Consider the following 15,522-nt stretch of genomic DNA (forward strand, 5'->3'; position numbering starts at 1 on the left):
TCTAGTCTTTTTGATTATCGACTAGAGCGATTAGCGATGCCTCGTGGTCTTTACGTCGTCGTGAAACTCGGCGTACGCTCGGTTCGGAGGCTGTACTCTTGTTCTCGGAGGTCTGCTTCGGAACAGCATGGTAAACACTCTTTATCTGAGTTCGCGATCTCTTTGTGCGCGGGACATTGTCCTCTGGCTCAGTAGACTCTGAGACACTCTTACGAGATGCCGTCGTCCGGCTAGTACCTTTTGATTTTTGAGCATTCTGAGTGGTGGATTTTTTACGCTGTACGGGAGATTTCGTCTCGGCTACTCGTTTTGCAAACATCATCTTGCCTGCCGCTGTCTGCAGACTACGAACAACTTCGACAAGGACCTGTTGTCCGATTAGGCTACTCGACTGCTCGACAACGACCATCGTACCATCAGGAAGATACCCAACAGCCTGATGACTATCTTGACCCTTCTGAGTCAGTTCGATCAACATTTGCTCACCAGGCAAATAAGACATGCGTAGCCCTTGAGCCAGCTCATTGATATTAAGCACAGAGATACCCTCGACAACGGCCACCTTGTTTAGATTATAATCAAGCGTCAAGATGCAACCTTGGTGTCGCTTAGCTAGCGTAAGCAGCCGATCATCAACCCCCTCCTCGGCCTTGCTGCCGTCTTGAAGGATCTCAATATCAACATCTTCCATATTTTGAAGCTCTGTCACGATATCAAGTCCATGGCGAGCCCGTGTCCGCTTATCAGCATCTGCATTATCCGCCAAAAATTGTAATTCACCAATTACGCTACGTGGCACGATAAGCGTCCCACCGATAAATCCCGTACGCGCAATTCCCGTAATTCGGCCGTCCATCAACACTGATGTATCGACAAAAATCGCTCGACTCTTAGACTTAATTGATGTTTTTGGCAATTTTGCGAGAAGGTAACTCAACTCTGCCAAAATCAGCAATACCACCGCTAGTAGCACAATATCTTTTGTTTCCATTTTCCTATCTTTCTACGACTATGAAGCAAGCTCTATTTGTCACCTGGCTTCAAATAATCGATTAATGCGTGGCGTAGATCTCGTACGCCCTTAATAAATGAGTCCTTTTTGGCATTAGAGCTAGCTGGCGCAACCGCCTGAGTAAACCCTAGCTTCTTTGCCTCGCTTATACGCTTGTCGGCCAGCTGAGCGGAGCGGATCTCGCCTCCTAGACCAATTTCGCCAAAAACGACAAGCCCATCATCAAGCCGCCTACCAGCAGCAGCCGAAGCAATTGCCATCGCGACCGCGAGATCGGCCGCAGGATCAGCAAGCTTCAGACCACCCACCACATTGATATAAATATCTTTGTCGGATAAGTTCAGTTTGGTACGCTTCTCTAGTACCGCAATGAGAAGATTGAGGCGATTTAGATCAAAACCACTTGCTGTCCTTTTAGGATACCCGAAATGTGTCGAGTTGACAAGTGCTTGAATTTCTACCAATATTGGCCTATTTCCTTCAAGCGTCGCAAGCACAACCGAACCATCGGCATTTTGTCTCTCCGCCAGCAGAGCCGCCGACGGGTTCGCTACCATTTTTAATCCAGACTCTCCCATCTCAAATATCGCCGTTTCAGCCGTAGAGCCATAACGATTTTTGATCGCCCGGACAACCTTGAAGCCACCATATCGATCGCCCTCAAACTGCAACACAACATCTACGAGGTGCTCAAGAACTTTTGGCCCCGCGATCGAACCCTCTTTTGTAACATGTCCGACCAAAATTACGGCCGCACCCGATTCTTTGGCGGCACGAATGATAACGTTTGCGGAATTTGTAATCTGGCTAACAGTACCCGGCGCAGAGGTGATTTCGTCTAGACTTAGTGTCTGGATACTGTCGATGATGACCAGCTTGTATTTGCCGCTCCGGATAGTTGCCGAAATATCATCAGCAGAGGTGCTAGCGACAAATTGTAGGTCATCACCAGCCTCAGCCCCCAGCCTCGTCGCCCGAAGCTTCACCTGTGAGGCACTTTCCTCGCCGCTAACGTACAGCACGGCGTTAGACTCAGCGATATGTGATGCTATCTGAAGCAATAACGTCGACTTACCGATCCCTGGCTGGCCAGCGAGAAGCATCACACCAGCTGACAATATTCCGCCACCAAGTACAGTATCCAGGTCAGCAATTCCTGTCTGCATCCGGGACACCACCTCCTTGGCACTAATCGATTTCATCGACTGAGGGGCAAGTACTTTACCGCCACGAGTTGCTCGCGCCACCACCGAGCTGCCTGCTGAGACGGCCACCTGCTCAACTAGTGTATTCCACTCGCCACAATTCTCACACCTTCCCACCCATTTTGGATAATTACTACCGCAGTTCTGACAAGTAAATAGTGTCTTAGACTTCGCCACCTCTATAGCCCCGTTGGCGCAGAAACACCATTTATACTTTCGTTTAGTTGATTGACATGCACTGCAATCTCATTTAAGGCGGTTATATCAGCATTTAGGGCGGCTACACGGCCGTTAATGTCCTGTCGACGGCTGGTGAGAGCGTTTGCCCGTGACAGTAGAGCAGCTCTGGTCGCCTGAAACTCTGCTTGCGTATTAAATCCACCTGAACCAGCTCGCTGATTAAACGTCTGAATATCAAGATTCATCTGTTCGAGATCAACTTCATATTGCTTGAGATCCTGCTCAATCGCTGGGCGTGCTGACTCAATTTTCTTCTGCAAACTATCCGCACGCTGACTGAGTCCGTTGAATACTCTATTATACGACTCATTTAGCGCCACGACTTTTGCCCTATCTGTGAAATAAGTCGCATAATGACGCTCCAGCTCTGGCGATAAATCGCGTACGGTCGTACCGATGATTGAATGAAGTTCGTCCGCCTCCGCTCCAGGTTCAGCTCGTTGATAATACTGCATAATCTGTTTGAGGTTTGCATCATCTTTGATCTTCTCGTACTGAGCGCGCACCATCTGGTCCACGCGTGGTCGCTCTAGGCCGTTTAAACGATGATACGCAGCGTGAAGTAGTTCGTGAGCTGCCGTCACCTCAAGAGTGCCGTCTAGCTCAGCATTTTTGATATTGTAAAGATATATTCGATCCTTGAAATAACAGCCCAAGATCGCTGCCGTTCGCTCGGTGCTTTGGCAGCTCTTATTAAACTGTGTCTTATCTTCGATCGCTGGCGCTGTTGCATAAAAAATCCTCTCGCCATGACCAGTCAGCCCAATTCGATTACGAATCGACGTGATCTGCTCAGATGGCTGAAACTGCATAGCACGTAAAGCATCCAATAAAGTCGGGCCATACAAAACCCCAAGCACTGCCAACCCTAATACTACCAATGTAGAGATTAGTTTACGCCAAAAAGCTTTATGGCGAGGCTGCTTTTGTAGATTCGGTTTGTTGTTCAATCGCTATTTTCCCCTTATTCGTCCGTACTTCCAGTATAACGCCTTTTTCATACTCTCCCGCAAGCACCCCTTCGGCAATTGCATGCTCTAGCTCGTCCTCGATGACCCTACGTAATGGTCGGGCACCGTATTTAGCGCTATAACCCTTGTCAATCAAATACTTTTTCGCCGAGGGCTTCACGACAAGTCCAAGTCCCTTGCGAACAAGTCGCTGGCGTAGCTCGCCAATCAAAAGATCAAATATCTTGCCGACCTCATCGCGCGTCAAAGCTCGGAAAGTGATAATCCCGTCAAAACGATTGATCAGCTCTGGGCGCATAAACTTATCGAGCGCCTCACGTGCGTAGTTGGCGTTACGCTCGTGAATACTGTCAAGCTTTTGATCAGCCTGTCGTACAGAACGAAATCCTAGCTCAGACTCTTTCATCATCTTGTCAGCACCTAGATTGCTCGTCAGGATGATAATAGTGTTACGGAAGCTCACGGCCCGACCTTTGGCGTCAGTCAAAGTTCCCTCCTCGAGAAGTTGTAGTAGTAACTGAAATACATCTGGATGAGCCTTTTCAATTTCATCAAACAACACCACGCTATAAGGCTGACGGCGTACTTTATCGGTCAGCTTTCCGCCGTCCTCGTATCCCACGTAGCCTGCTGGCGCACCGACTAGCCGTGAAGTATTGTGCTTTTCAGCAAATTCACTCATATCGATCTTTATCAGTGCGTCTTCACTACCAAACACTTCACGTGCCAGCACCTTGGCTAGCTCCGTCTTACCGACGCCTGTCGGCCCCATAAACACAAAGCTTCCAATCGGGCGTTTCTGACTCGCCACGCCACTACGAGAGCGTCGAATCGCTCGCGCCACCTTTTGAACGGCCTCTTTTTGGCCGATGATATACTTACCGAGATGTTTTTCCAAGTTAGTCAAGAGTTTGGCCTCAGACGTCTGGACCTTTTCAACCGGAATGTGCGTCATAACAGCAATCGCATGCGCAATATCGTCCTCTGTGAGCACAACGGCATTTTTACCCTCGCGGGCCTCTTTTTCGGCTTCGAGTTTTTCAGAAATTTGACTGATTCGCTGTTTGTATAGGGCCGCTCGCTCATAGTCCTCGCGGCTAACCGCGTCTTCCATTTTTTCGTTAAGGCTCTTGAGTTCTTTTGTCAGCTCACGCTGTCGGCTAGGGCGATGCCCCTGTTTGACGCGTACACGGGCTGCCGCCTCATCCATGACGTCAATTGCCTTATCGGGCATGAAACGATCACTCACATAGCGATCGCTCATATAGACCGCAGAATCAATCACCTCATCGGTAATCGTAACACCGTGATGTTTTTCATAATAACCCTTGAGACCACGAAGAATCGCCACCGTATCTTTCACCGTTGGCTCTTTGACGATCACCGTCTGAAAACGCCTCTCTAGAGCGGTATCTTTTTCGATATGCTTACGATACTCATCAAGCGTAGTTGCACCAATCATGTGCAATTCACCACGCGCTAACGCTGGCTTCAGGATATTTGCCGCATCCATCGAGCCTTCAGCAGCACCAGCGCCAACCAACAGATGGAGCTCATCAATAAATACAATGATATTACCTTGTTTTTTAATTTCTGAAATAACTTTTTTTAGACGGTCTTCAAACTCACCGCGATATTTCGTACCAGCAATCATCGCCGCCATATCTAGCATAATCACACGCTTGTCTAGTAAGTGATCAGGCACCTCCTCGCGGGCGATTCTCTGCGCCAGGCCCTCAACAATCGCTGTTTTACCAACGCCAGGTTCACCTATCAACACAGGGTTGTTTTTGGTACGTCGTGACAATACGGTGATAACTCGCTCACATTCTTTGTCGCGCCCAATCATCGGGTCTAGCTCGCCAGCTACAGCCTTGTTGGTCAGATCAATTCCAAAAGTATTGAGTGCACCACCTCGCACTGCACGCTGCCTCGGCTCGGTCGCAACGTCACCATGCTCCGAACGGTTTCGATCAAAAAGTGATTCAAGTTGCTCCATTATCGCATCGACATCGATGCTCATCTCTCGTAGTAGTGTCGTCGCCCGTGCATTAGTCTGGCGTAGAACACTATACAAAATATGCTCAGTCCCCAGGGTGTCATGGTTGTATTCTTTGGCTGTCTCCCACGCCATTCGAAGTGTCAAAAGTGCCGTCTCTGACAAGCCAATCACCCCTGTCCCTACGGTAACTTTTGAGGGTTGAATCCCCAAAGCCTGCTCAGCTCCCGCAAGCGTCACTCCTGCGTCTGCCAAATACTTAGCGCCAGTACTCGAACCTTGGGCCAAAACACCAAGTAAAAGATGCTCCGTGCCAATATACGAGCTACCATTACCACGAGCAATCGCGTCCGCATACTGGACGCTCATTCGTGCGTTTTCGGTTAAGTGTGAAATAAAATCTGCAAAATCTTCTGGCATCATATCGCCCTCCGTTCTTTGGGCTTAGCCCACTCACTCACCAGTCTACCAATTAAATTAGCACTCGTCAAGTGAGAGTGCTAATTTTTTATATATTCAGCGAAATATCGAGAATGACCTATTCACCTTGCTCTTCAATCGCCGCAAATAGCCCGTCTTCGATGTTCTTGCGTGGCTTCTTTTCGGCTGGCTTGGCCGTCGCCGTCTCGATATCTAGCTCGTAGCCCGTTAAACGACTCGCTAGACGCACATTTTGACCGCCACGACCGATCGCAATACTCTGCTGATCCTCGGAAACATAAACTTTAGCAGTTTTCGCTTCTTTGTCGATTTCAACTTTCACTACCTCGGCTGGGCTAAGCGCATTTCGAATATAAGTATCGACATTTTCGTCAAAAGTGATGATGTCAATTTTTTCCTGATCACCAATTTCATTCATGACAGCATTAACGCGCGTACCGTGACCACCGACAAAGGTACCCACTGGATCAACCCCAGGGACAGTACTCATAACAGCCAATTTGGTACGGCGACCAGCCTCGCGAGCGATGCCCTTGATCTCTACTGCGCCAGTTTCCATTTCTGGCACTTCCTGACGGAATAAATACTCAACAAACGCTTCGTTACCGCGACTCAAAATTAGCTGTGGACCACGGTTATCGCGCTCAATATCCTTGATAAACACCTTGATGCGCTGACCAACGCTGTAATACTCACCCTGAATCTGCTCGCTCTGAGGCAAAATACCAGTTGCCTTGCCAAGCTCGACTCGTACAACACGAGGCTCGACTCGCTGAACAATACCAGTGACGACCGTGCCGATCTTATCCTCAAACTCAGCAAGGACCACCTCACGCTCCGCCTCGCGTAGACGTTGCAGCACGACCTGCTTTGCCGTCTGAGCAGCGACACGACCAAAACTCGTAACTGTATGCTCATCTTCGATTACATCGCCTAGCTTGGCGTCTGCTTTAATCTTTTGAGCATCCTCGAGGCTAATCTGATTAAGATCATTTTCAACCTCTTCAACCACATCACGCATCACAAATACTTTCGCGCTACCGTCGTTGATATTCAGCTCAGCCCGAACGCTCTGATCGCGCTCACCGTTATCACGACGCCACGCCGCTGCGATCGCCTGTTCTATCACGTCCATGACAGTTTCTTCGGGCAAGTTCTTCTCCTCTGCAATCGTACGAACTGCGAGAGTCAATTGTTTGATATTTAAGTCCTCCATGAGAACCCCTTTCCAAATTATTATCTACTGATACGAAAATGTCCGACCTGCCGGCCGGATAAGTACATACTCCATTATAGCTCACCGCTACAAAAATGTCAATTGAAAAACCGGTTGGCGTCTCATGTGATACTACACAAAACGCCAACCGGCTAGACACCCTAGAGCGACCCAAATGGCCGTCCTAGGGTGCCATGTTCCCCTATAAGCCAACCTCGTTGGCTGGTTGAGGGAAAAGAGTTAGGCTCGTCGTATGAGCCCGTAAATTTCACCTCAACCTCATACCCGTCTGGAGGCAAGTATTCCTTCGTGGCAGACCTACAATAATCATAGTCGCCCTCAAACCCCGTCTCCAGGGTCTGGTCGATTCTGCCATCTCCATTTCGTTTGACAAGAATTACGGCGTATTGACCGCTGTAACTAGCCATGATTTTTTCTCCTTCGAGAATAGACGACAACCAGTACTTCCGTACCAGTCTAGGTACATTTTATAATCTAAATATCAGTATTTGTCAATCTATATACCAGAGCCGTATACTAAATAGACGATGAATCTATCTGACTTTCACTACAACATCCCAGAAGAACTAATCGCAGATCACCCTCCAGCTGTACGCGGTGAGGCTCGCCTGTTAGTCCTCGATCGTCAGACTGGCACATACAAAGATTGCGTCTACACCGATGTCGTAGACTATCTCGAACCAGGTGACACATTAGTAATCAACGACACAAAGGTTATCAAGGCTCGGCTAATCACCCGCAAAGCCACTGGTGGTACGCGTGAACTGGTGTTAGTCGAAAAACACGGCGGTCAAGATGACTGGTTTCGCCACAAGGTTATCTACAGACGTCGCCTTGCCGTCGGTGATAGGTTGTTTATAGGTGACGACACCCTTACTGTCGAGGAAATCCTAGGCGATGGCCTAGCCATCATTCGCTCTAGTCGCGATCTGCTCGATATCGCCGAAGAGTATGGCTCAGTTCCACTCCCGCCCTACATGAACCGTATGGCAACTACCGATGACATAGAACGTTATCAAACGGTCTTTGCTCGTGAGCTAGGCTCGGTAGCCGCCCCGACCGCAAGCCTAAATATGACCGAAAAAACTCTCGATCAACTACGAGACAAGGGCGTCAATGTAGTCTATGCCACTCTTCACGTTGGACTTGGGACTTTTTTGCCAATTCGCGTCGACGACGTGACTAAGCACAAAATGCACCAAGAGTATTTTGAGGTCCCCGAGGAGACTGTTCGCATCATCCAGGCGACTAAAAAAGCCAAAAAACGCGTCGTCGCACTCGGCACCACTATCACCCGCACCTTAGAATACGCGCACGAAGCAATCCTCAATGAGCCACCCCAAAAAATCTCCGGCGAAGCCGATATATTCATCTACCCAGGATACAAATTTCAGACCATTGACGGTCTGTTGACGAACTTTCATATGCCAGAAAGTACCGTCCTGATGCTGACGTCAGCTTTTGCTGGCTGGAACCATCTAAAACCAGCCTACGAGCATTGTATCGCCGAAAAATACCATTTCTTTAGCTACGGCGATAGTATGCTAATCCTCTAAAAAAAATAAAAAGGCCACCCTGCGGGAGCATATAATTTGCTCTACCGCAGAGTGGCTAGGGTTGTCATTGACACTCATCAAGGGGTATGCCCCTTGGCTCAAAGGTCAGCTCATAGATTTCAATATCATGGCTAACATCGTATTTTCTAGTCCAGTTGGCCACATGGTAACCAAGATCGGCCACCCATGGGCACTCAAAATTCTCCAGATGAAGCCCAGAGGCTTCAACCTTGATCGCTATATCTGCCCTAGTACCCGAGACGCGTGATTGATACTCAATCTCTCTACGTATCGCCTGACAGATAGCTTCGCTCGAATGGCCTGCTGAGTAAATCAGCCAGTTAGAGTGAACTGTTGTTGACATTATCTCCCCTAAAAAGGTACACCATACGGGATGCATGGTTCTTACATTCTATATAAACACCTAGCCGGTATTTTATCAACCACCCTCTACTCTGTTAAAATAATGCTATGAAAAAAGCTCTCGATTTCACGATCACCCATCGACTGCCTGGGACACTAGCCCGTGTCGGCATTATCGAGACACCCCACGGTAACATCGAAACGCCAGCCTTTATCGTCGGCGGAACCAAAGCTACGGTAAAAGCAATCACGCCAGAGCAAGTGGCTGACTATGGCGGACAAGCCATTCTAGCAAACACCTACCATCTAATGCTTCGACCAGGCGCCGATATAGTCCATACAGCTGGTGGACTTGGAAAATTCATGAACTGGAACGGACCAACCTTTACTGACAGCGGCGGGTTCCAGATATTTAGCCTAGGAATCGCTTACAAAAAAGGCATCGACGCCGTCGCTCACACTGAGAAAGGCGACGCTACACTCGCCAAAAAATCCGCCCAGCAACTTGTAGAAATCACTGACGCTGGCGCTGAATTTAGGAGTCACTATGATGGTGCAAAACTCACGATGACACCCGAGTCCTCGATGGAGCTTCAACACAAAATCGGCGCTGATATTCATATGGCATTTGACGAGCTAACTGCGCCGTTAGCGTCACCGGGCGTAATTCGTGAAGCCATGAACCGTACTCACGCCTGGGCCGAACGTTGCCTGACTCGTCACGATGCGCTAAATACTGAGCATATTGCAAACCACGAACCACTCCAGGCGCTCTACGGCATCGTTCAGGGAGCTAGAGAGGAAAAGCTTCGCAAGCAATCAGCCAATTTTTTGGGTGAACGTAATTTTGACGGATACGGCATCGGCGGCGTTTTTGAGCCAGGCGAGATTCCTACAGTCGTCAAATGGGTTAATGAAACCCTGCCAGAAAATAAACCACGCCATTTGCTAGGTATGGGCTCTCAACCAGCCGACCTATTCCTCGGTGTCGAGTATGGTGTCGACACATTTGACTGCGTCGCCCCGACCCGTCAGGCCCGAAACGGCGCACTCTACACTCTAGATGGCCGTATCAATATCACCAACGCCAAATTTAAAACTGATTTTACACCAATCGACATTGAATGCGATTGCTACACTTGTGACCATTATACAAAAGCCTACATCAATCACCTCTTTAGATCAGACGAGATCCTCGGTGCGACACTAGCTAGCATTCACAACGAACGATTTGTCGTCCGAACTGTGGATCAGATTCGCGAGAGTATCAAGCAAGATAAGTTTTTTGACCTGAAAAAAACGTTCTTGAGGCGCTACTACGGCGATAAACTTCCCACCGGCGTGACGCTCGACTAAAGGTTAGTTCACCAAATATATCGCGGGCTGTTCGTAGGTATCGATTTTTTCGCGTCGCTTAACGATATTGATGATTTTTATTGTCAGAGGCGAAACAATAACTTCCGTCGTAATCTTGATCAAAAATACAGTAATCATCAGCTGAGCGAGCGCATCAAACGGCATCGTACCGAGAAACGCAACTGTCGAAAATACCACTGTATCGATTGCGCTCCCGACCACAGAACTACTAATCATCCGCACCCAGAGATTCTTGCCTTTTGAGCGGACTTTCATGCGTGCCATGACATAAGCGTTCATAATCTCCCCCAAAAATAGCGCCGTGACGCTTGCTAGAACAATTCGCCAGACAACGCCCAGAATCGACTCATACGCCACTTGATTAGGCCAATCAGGGCTAGCCGGCAAGATCTGCACCACCCAAAAAGTCGTCATCGTCAAGATCAGCGACACAACCCCAACATACAGAAGCGAGCGCATCTTACGATACCCATAAACCTCCGTTACTATATCGCCAACTATATACGAAAGCGGAAAAAGTATCGTCCCAGCGTCAAACACCAGCGGTCCAATTGCCACCACTTTTATACTAGCGATATTACTGACGATAAGCGTCATCACAAATAAGCCAGCCAGCATCTCGTAGATATGTAGTTGTTTTTTCTGAAAAAGCCTAAACATATAGCGGTATTATACCTTAGTCCTGCTGACTAGGTACAGCTTCATCAGGACAATGCGCCAATACATTCTGCATAGCAGATTTCTCTGCGTATGTTACCCATAAACGATATTTTGACTTCACCGCAATTTGTCTGGCTACATACTGACAGCGAAAGGCTTTGTTTGACGGCAACCACGTCGCTGCATCACCGTCACCCTTCGTCTGGTTTGCCTTGCCGTCAACCGCCAAAAGTTCCAGTGGGTCATTTGCCAGTGCAACCCGCGTAGCTGAGTCTAACTGCTGCGCTCCAGTTTGCCAAGCATTAGACAACGCAACCACATGATCGATCTGGACAGCTTCACTAGACTTAGCTCCACGTACAAAATTAATCGTCGCACCCGTATACGGGTCACGGAGAGTACCGCTTTGCACTTTACATGAATCACTCACACTAGGACTCACGAGGTCGCGATTGAGAATTATGTTTCTCGTGTCACACTTGCCCGTCGACGTCCAGCCGTTACCAAATTGTGTTCTCGTATAGCCTGTTTTTGGGGCCCGACCCTTGACAGTGAGGCTCTCGAGTATATCGCGAGCTTTTTTTGAGCTTGGATCTACTGCTCTCGTCGAGGTAGTCGATGATTCTATTGGCGTAAAATTAGCTGCATCTGTCTTTGATAGGATGCCGTAATGTTGCAACCACCAAACTGCCACTCCAGCAACAACTATCAAAACACCAATAACCCTCCGGATTCTCATCTTGTCATTATATCTTGATATACTAGGAAGTATGCAACATCTCTACGAACAATTTATACCCGAAAGTTACCGCATCACCTGGGACTTACGAAATATAGCCCGTAAACGACAGGTCTCAGGCATGGTCGATATCTATGGAACACAGGTTCATGATGGCACGATTCGACTTCATGCAAAACAACTAAACATCAAGCGAGTCCTCGTCAATCAGCAAGAAATCTCCGAAATGTACATCGAAAAAGACGAGCTGGTTATTCCCCACAAAGGAGCTGGACAAGTAGCTGTCACGATCGAATTTTCTCTCACAGTCAAAGACACAATGCACGGAATTTACCCGTGCTATTACACCATGGACGGACATAAGCAAGAACTCTATGCGACCCAATTTGAATCACATCACGCACGCGAAGCCTTTCCGTGTATTGACGAGCCAGAAGCAAAAGCAACCTTCAACATCACACTCATCACCGAAGACACCACCGTTCTAGGCAACATGCCTATCAAAGAACAGCACCATAATGGACCATTGATTGTCACAACCTTCGACACGACGCCTCGCATGAGTAGCTATCTAGTCGCTTTTGTCGTTGGTGACCTCCAGCGAGCCACCGCCTCAACAAAAAGCGGTGTCGAAGTAAATGTTTACGCCACGAGAGCCCACCGCCCCGAAGCTCTCGCCTGGGCGCTTGAGCATGCGGTAGCGTCAATTGAGTTTTATGATCAATATTTCGACATACCATACCCACTACCAAAATCTGACCATGTCGCCCTGCCCGACTTCTCATCAGGTGCGATGGAAAACTGGGGGCTAATCACCTACCGTGAAGTCGTCCTCCTAGCAGATCCAGCAACCGCCACTATCAGCAGTAAGCGCTACATCACAACCGTGATCGCTCACGAGCTTTCGCACCAGTGGTTTGGTAACCTCGTTACAATGAAATGGTGGGACAATCTGTGGCTTAACGAAAGTTTTGCTACAATCATGGAGTACTTACCCCCTGACGCACTTCACCCCGACTGGAATATCTGGTTTGACTTCGCCTCAAACGAAGGCGTCGCCGCGCTTCGCCGCGACAGTATCGATGGCGTCCAGCCAGTCCAGGTTGCCGTTAATCATCCTGATGAGATCGGCACGCTGTTTGACGGCGCAATCGTTTACGCAAAAGGTGGACGGCTACTTCGCATGATGCAACTATGGATCGGCGACGACGCTTTCAGGCGCGGGCTCAAGGCTTACTTCACCAAGCACGCTTATGACAATACAACCGGTGATGACCTCTGGTCGGCACTGTCAGAGGCTAGCGGCAAAGATGTCGGCACACTGATGAACGCCTGGATTACTCAGCCAGGTTACCCAGTTGTTCACGCCACACTTGAGGACGACAAGCTAACCCTCTCGCAAGAACAGTTCTTTATTGGTCCTCATGGCGCCAGCAGCCGTCTCTGGCCAATCCCGCTTGACTCTACTGTCGACACCCTACCAGATATCATGGACCAGCAGACCCTAACAATTCCATACATTAGTGATGCACCAGTCTATCTCAACCAACACAATAACGGACATTTCATCACACTCTATGACGCTGAGCTCCGCGCTCGTATTGTTAACGACATTATAGCTGGTCGCCTAAGCGAAACTCAACGCGCACAGTATTTGACCGAACAAACCCTACTAGCGCGTGGTGGCTATATCTCAAGCGCTACTCTAGTAGAGCTACTAACAGCCTTCCAAAACGAGTCAAACGAAAAGGTCTGGCAGGTTATTGCGATGGCAATCTCCGACCTAAAAAGGTTCGTCGAAACTGACAAAACAGCCGAAGCAAATCTCCGTCGACTAGTCGCCAACCTCGCTCGCCCACAATTCGAGCGTCTAGGCTGGGACCCTATCAATGGTGAGTCCGAAGACGACACTGAGCTCCGCTCTCTTGTCATCGGCCTGATGATCTACGGTGAGGACGCCAATGTAGTCGCCGAAGCCTCACGACGCTACCACGAGCTAGGGATCGATAGGCTCAATTCAGAACTGCGTGGCACTATCCTCACATCTGTAGTCCGAAACGATGACAATCCTCGCGATATCGACGCACTGCTCGATTTATACCGCAAATCATCTGACGCCGAGCTAAAGAGCATCATCGCCTCCGCCGTAACCTCGACAAAAAATCACCGACAGATAGCTCGGCTGATCAAGTCTCTGACCGACACCAAGCTCATCAGACAGCAGGATACGATCCACTGGTACCTCGCCCTACTCCGCAACCGAGACGGACGTACAGCAACCTGGCAGTGGCTACGTCGTCACTGGAAATGGGTCGAAGCTCACTTCGCCAGCGACAAATCACACGATTACTTCCCGCGTTATTCGGCGTCAGTTCTATCGACCAGGCAACAGCTCGATGAGTTCCGTGACTTTTTCACGCCTTTACGAGACAACCCAGCCCTGACGCGTGCAATCGACATGGGCCTACTAGACCTGGAAGGACGTATCGCTCTATTAGAACGTGATACAGAAGCAGTCGCCAGCGCCCTAAATCGTATCTAGATACTCGACCACCACTGGTGGCTCGCCAGTCGTCGCAATCGCCGAGAGCCGTAAATCATACGGCTCTTTGAGTGAGCTAGCGTACAGCGAAGCCGAGAAGCGCATCTGGCGTAATTTCCCTGGTGTAATCGCCTCCATTCCACCGCCAGCTTGATCGTTCTTACGATGCTTTACCTCTGTAAAATAAATTACACCGTCCTTACGAGATACAATATCAATCTCGCACCACTTGGTTCGCCAATTCCGTTTGATAATCTCGTGCCCAGCACGAATTAAGTATTCCACCGCCACTGTCTCGCTATCATCGCCAATCTGCCTGGTAGTTTTACGACAAGCCTTGGAGGTTCCACCCACAGACAGCTTTCTCTTGTCGCTATCTAATTGATACTTCTTTAGTGGCGCGAAACTCAATCGATGTAGCGGCGTAATACCCAAACGTTCAATCGCCTCTCGATGGGCAGCAACCCCATATCCTGCATTTTGTCCAAATCCATAGCCCGGATAGATATTGTCCTGCTCCGCCATATAACGATCTCGCGCCACCTTGGCGAGAATCGACGCTGCTGACACACTCGGTATCAAAGCATCAGCCTTTGGCATAGTGGTCACGTAGCGCCCTTTTGTCGTACCAGCCAAGAAGTTGACTGTTCCATCAATAATAATTTCATGATACGGTACGTGGATCTGTTCAACCGCTCGCCTAGTCGCTAACCGCAGAGCTTCACTCATACCAAGCTCGTCTAGTTCTTTCGCACTCACCCAGCCTAATCCATACGCACTAGCATGTGCGACAATTTCTTTCTCTAGAGACTCACGTTTCTTTTTTGTCAGCTTCTTGCTGTCGTCAAGCCCCTCTATCTGAGCTACACCCAGCACAACCGCGCCGACCACCAACGGCCCCGCCCATGGGCCGCGCCCCGCCTCATCGATACCAAGAATCATACTTTATAGTTTACTATTATTTGACTTATTCTTGGTATTTTTGTATAATTGTAGCGTTAGTCCACCATCAAAAAGGAAGGATTATGCCATGTGCACCACCAACCTGGGTGAACCATGGACAACAGAGGAGGAGCTAGAATACCTTAAGGAGGTTGCACGCGACCCACAAAGCCGATATCTATCCGCGAAACTTTCATGTCGGGGCGATATCTATATCGTTTGCGTGGGTAGAGATCAG

13 protein-coding genes are annotated in these 15,522 nt (G+C 48.9%); 3 read left to right on the plus strand and 10 right to left on the minus strand.

The genetic code is table 11. From position 1 onward, the window contains the following. Nucleotide 1: 1 nt before the first annotated feature. The 6 genes from GWK75_02690 to GWK75_02715 all read right to left on the minus strand — a co-directional run bounded on the left by GWK75_02690 (nt 2) and on the right by GWK75_02715 (nt 7,512). Nucleotides 2-991, minus strand: a complete 990-nt coding sequence (locus tag GWK75_02690) for a hypothetical protein (GenBank protein QHU91349.1) — start codon at nt 989-991, stop codon at nt 2-4. Nucleotides 992-1,023: 32 nt separating this feature from the next. Next, on the minus strand, nt 1,024-2,400 hold the full coding sequence (radA, locus tag GWK75_02695; GenBank protein QHU91711.1) for a DNA repair protein RadA: 1,377 nt from the start codon (nt 2,398-2,400) through the stop codon (nt 1,024-1,026). Then, nucleotides 2,397-3,338, minus strand: coding sequence for a hypothetical protein (locus tag GWK75_02700; GenBank protein ID QHU91350.1), 942 nt, complete (start codon nt 3,336-3,338; stop codon nt 2,397-2,399). The genes radA and GWK75_02700 overlap by 4 nt, the downstream gene beginning before the upstream one ends. Before the next feature lie 28 nt (nt 3,339-3,366). Beyond that, a complete protein-coding gene (locus GWK75_02705; GenBank protein ID QHU91351.1) occupies nt 3,367-5,850 on the minus strand; it encodes an AAA domain-containing protein in 2,484 nt (827 codons plus the stop codon). 115 nt (nt 5,851-5,965) lie between these two features. Further along, nucleotides 5,966-7,084 (minus strand): transcription termination/antitermination protein NusA, encoded by a 1,119-nt coding sequence (nusA, locus tag GWK75_02710; GenBank protein ID QHU91352.1) that lies wholly within the window; start codon nt 7,082-7,084, stop codon nt 5,966-5,968. A 161-nt stretch (nt 7,085-7,245) separates the two neighbouring features. Continuing rightward, nucleotides 7,246-7,512, minus strand: coding sequence for a hypothetical protein (locus GWK75_02715; GenBank protein QHU91353.1), 267 nt, complete (start codon nt 7,510-7,512; stop codon nt 7,246-7,248). A 120-nt stretch (nt 7,513-7,632) separates the two neighbouring features. Here GWK75_02715 and queA point away from each other — a divergent pair, with 120 nt between their 5' ends. Then, nucleotides 7,633-8,661: a tRNA preQ1(34) S-adenosylmethionine ribosyltransferase-isomerase QueA gene (gene queA / locus GWK75_02720; protein QHU91354.1), complete on the plus strand. Its 1,029-nt coding sequence runs from the start codon at nt 7,633-7,635 to the stop codon at nt 8,659-8,661. A 64-nt stretch (nt 8,662-8,725) separates the two neighbouring features. Here the strand turns inward: queA and GWK75_02725 are convergent, their stop codons facing one another. Continuing rightward, the gene (locus tag GWK75_02725; protein ID QHU91355.1) at nt 8,726-9,025 is read right to left on the minus strand and encodes a hypothetical protein; all 300 of its coding nucleotides are present in this window, start codon (nt 9,023-9,025) and stop codon (nt 8,726-8,728) included. Between the two features lie 107 nt (nt 9,026-9,132). Here GWK75_02725 and tgt point away from each other — a divergent pair, with 107 nt between their 5' ends. Further along, on the plus strand, nt 9,133-10,380 hold the full coding sequence (tgt, locus tag GWK75_02730; GenBank protein QHU91356.1) for a tRNA guanosine(34) transglycosylase Tgt: 1,248 nt from the start codon (nt 9,133-9,135) through the stop codon (nt 10,378-10,380). Between the two features lie 3 nt (nt 10,381-10,383). On the opposite strand, the gene GWK75_02735 is transcribed toward tgt, so the two are convergent. After that, a complete protein-coding gene (locus tag GWK75_02735) occupies nt 10,384-11,061 on the minus strand; it encodes a queuosine precursor transporter (GenBank protein QHU91357.1) in 678 nt (225 codons plus the stop codon). A gap of 16 nt (nt 11,062-11,077) precedes the next feature. Next, entirely contained in the window at nt 11,078-11,800 is a 723-nt protein-coding gene (locus GWK75_02740) for a DUF1524 domain-containing protein (protein QHU91358.1), read from the minus strand. Between the two features lie 31 nt (nt 11,801-11,831). Here GWK75_02740 and GWK75_02745 point away from each other — a divergent pair, with 31 nt between their 5' ends. Then, complete coding sequence (locus tag GWK75_02745) at nt 11,832-14,342, plus strand: aminopeptidase (GenBank protein ID QHU91359.1); 2,511 nt, start codon at nt 11,832-11,834, stop codon at nt 14,340-14,342. On the opposite strand, the gene GWK75_02750 is transcribed toward GWK75_02745, so the two are convergent. Next, entirely contained in the window at nt 14,328-15,284 is a 957-nt protein-coding gene (locus GWK75_02750; GenBank protein QHU91360.1) for a ribonuclease HII, read from the minus strand. The two genes, GWK75_02745 and GWK75_02750, sit on opposite strands and share 15 nt — an antisense overlap. Nucleotides 15,285-15,522: the final 238 nt, after the last annotated feature.

The sequence above is a fragment of the Candidatus Saccharibacteria bacterium oral taxon 955 genome (assembly GCA_010202265.1).
In the GTDB taxonomy this organism is placed as follows: Bacteria; Patescibacteriota; Saccharimonadia; order Saccharimonadales; family Saccharimonadaceae; genus Saccharimonas.

Excerpts from the sequence above, each read along its gene's own strand:
- GWK75_02690 (QHU91349.1), bottom strand. The coding sequence starts at position 991 with ATGGAAACAAAAGATATTGTGCTACTAGCGGTGGTATTGCTGATTTTG.
- GWK75_02705 (QHU91351.1), bottom strand. The coding sequence starts at position 5,850 with ATGATGCCAGAAGATTTTGCAGATTTTATTTCACACTTAACCGAAAAC.
- nusA (QHU91352.1), bottom strand. The coding sequence starts at position 7,084 with ATGGAGGACTTAAATATCAAACAATTGACTCTCGCAGTTCGTACGATT.
- GWK75_02715 (QHU91353.1), bottom strand. The coding sequence starts at position 7,512 with ATGGCTAGTTACAGCGGTCAATACGCCGTAATTCTTGTCAAACGAAAT.
- queA (QHU91354.1), top strand. The coding sequence starts at position 7,633 with ATGAATCTATCTGACTTTCACTACAACATCCCAGAAGAACTAATCGCA.
- GWK75_02725 (QHU91355.1), bottom strand. The coding sequence starts at position 9,025 with ATGTCAACAACAGTTCACTCTAACTGGCTGATTTACTCAGCAGGCCAT.
- tgt (QHU91356.1), top strand. The coding sequence starts at position 9,133 with ATGAAAAAAGCTCTCGATTTCACGATCACCCATCGACTGCCTGGGACA.
- GWK75_02735 (QHU91357.1), bottom strand. The coding sequence starts at position 11,061 with ATGTTTAGGCTTTTTCAGAAAAAACAACTACATATCTACGAGATGCTG.
- GWK75_02740 (QHU91358.1), bottom strand. The coding sequence starts at position 11,800 with ATGAGAATCCGGAGGGTTATTGGTGTTTTGATAGTTGTTGCTGGAGTG.
- GWK75_02745 (QHU91359.1), top strand. The coding sequence starts at position 11,832 with ATGCAACATCTCTACGAACAATTTATACCCGAAAGTTACCGCATCACC.
- GWK75_02750 (QHU91360.1), bottom strand. The coding sequence starts at position 15,284 with ATGATTCTTGGTATCGATGAGGCGGGGCGCGGCCCATGGGCGGGGCCG.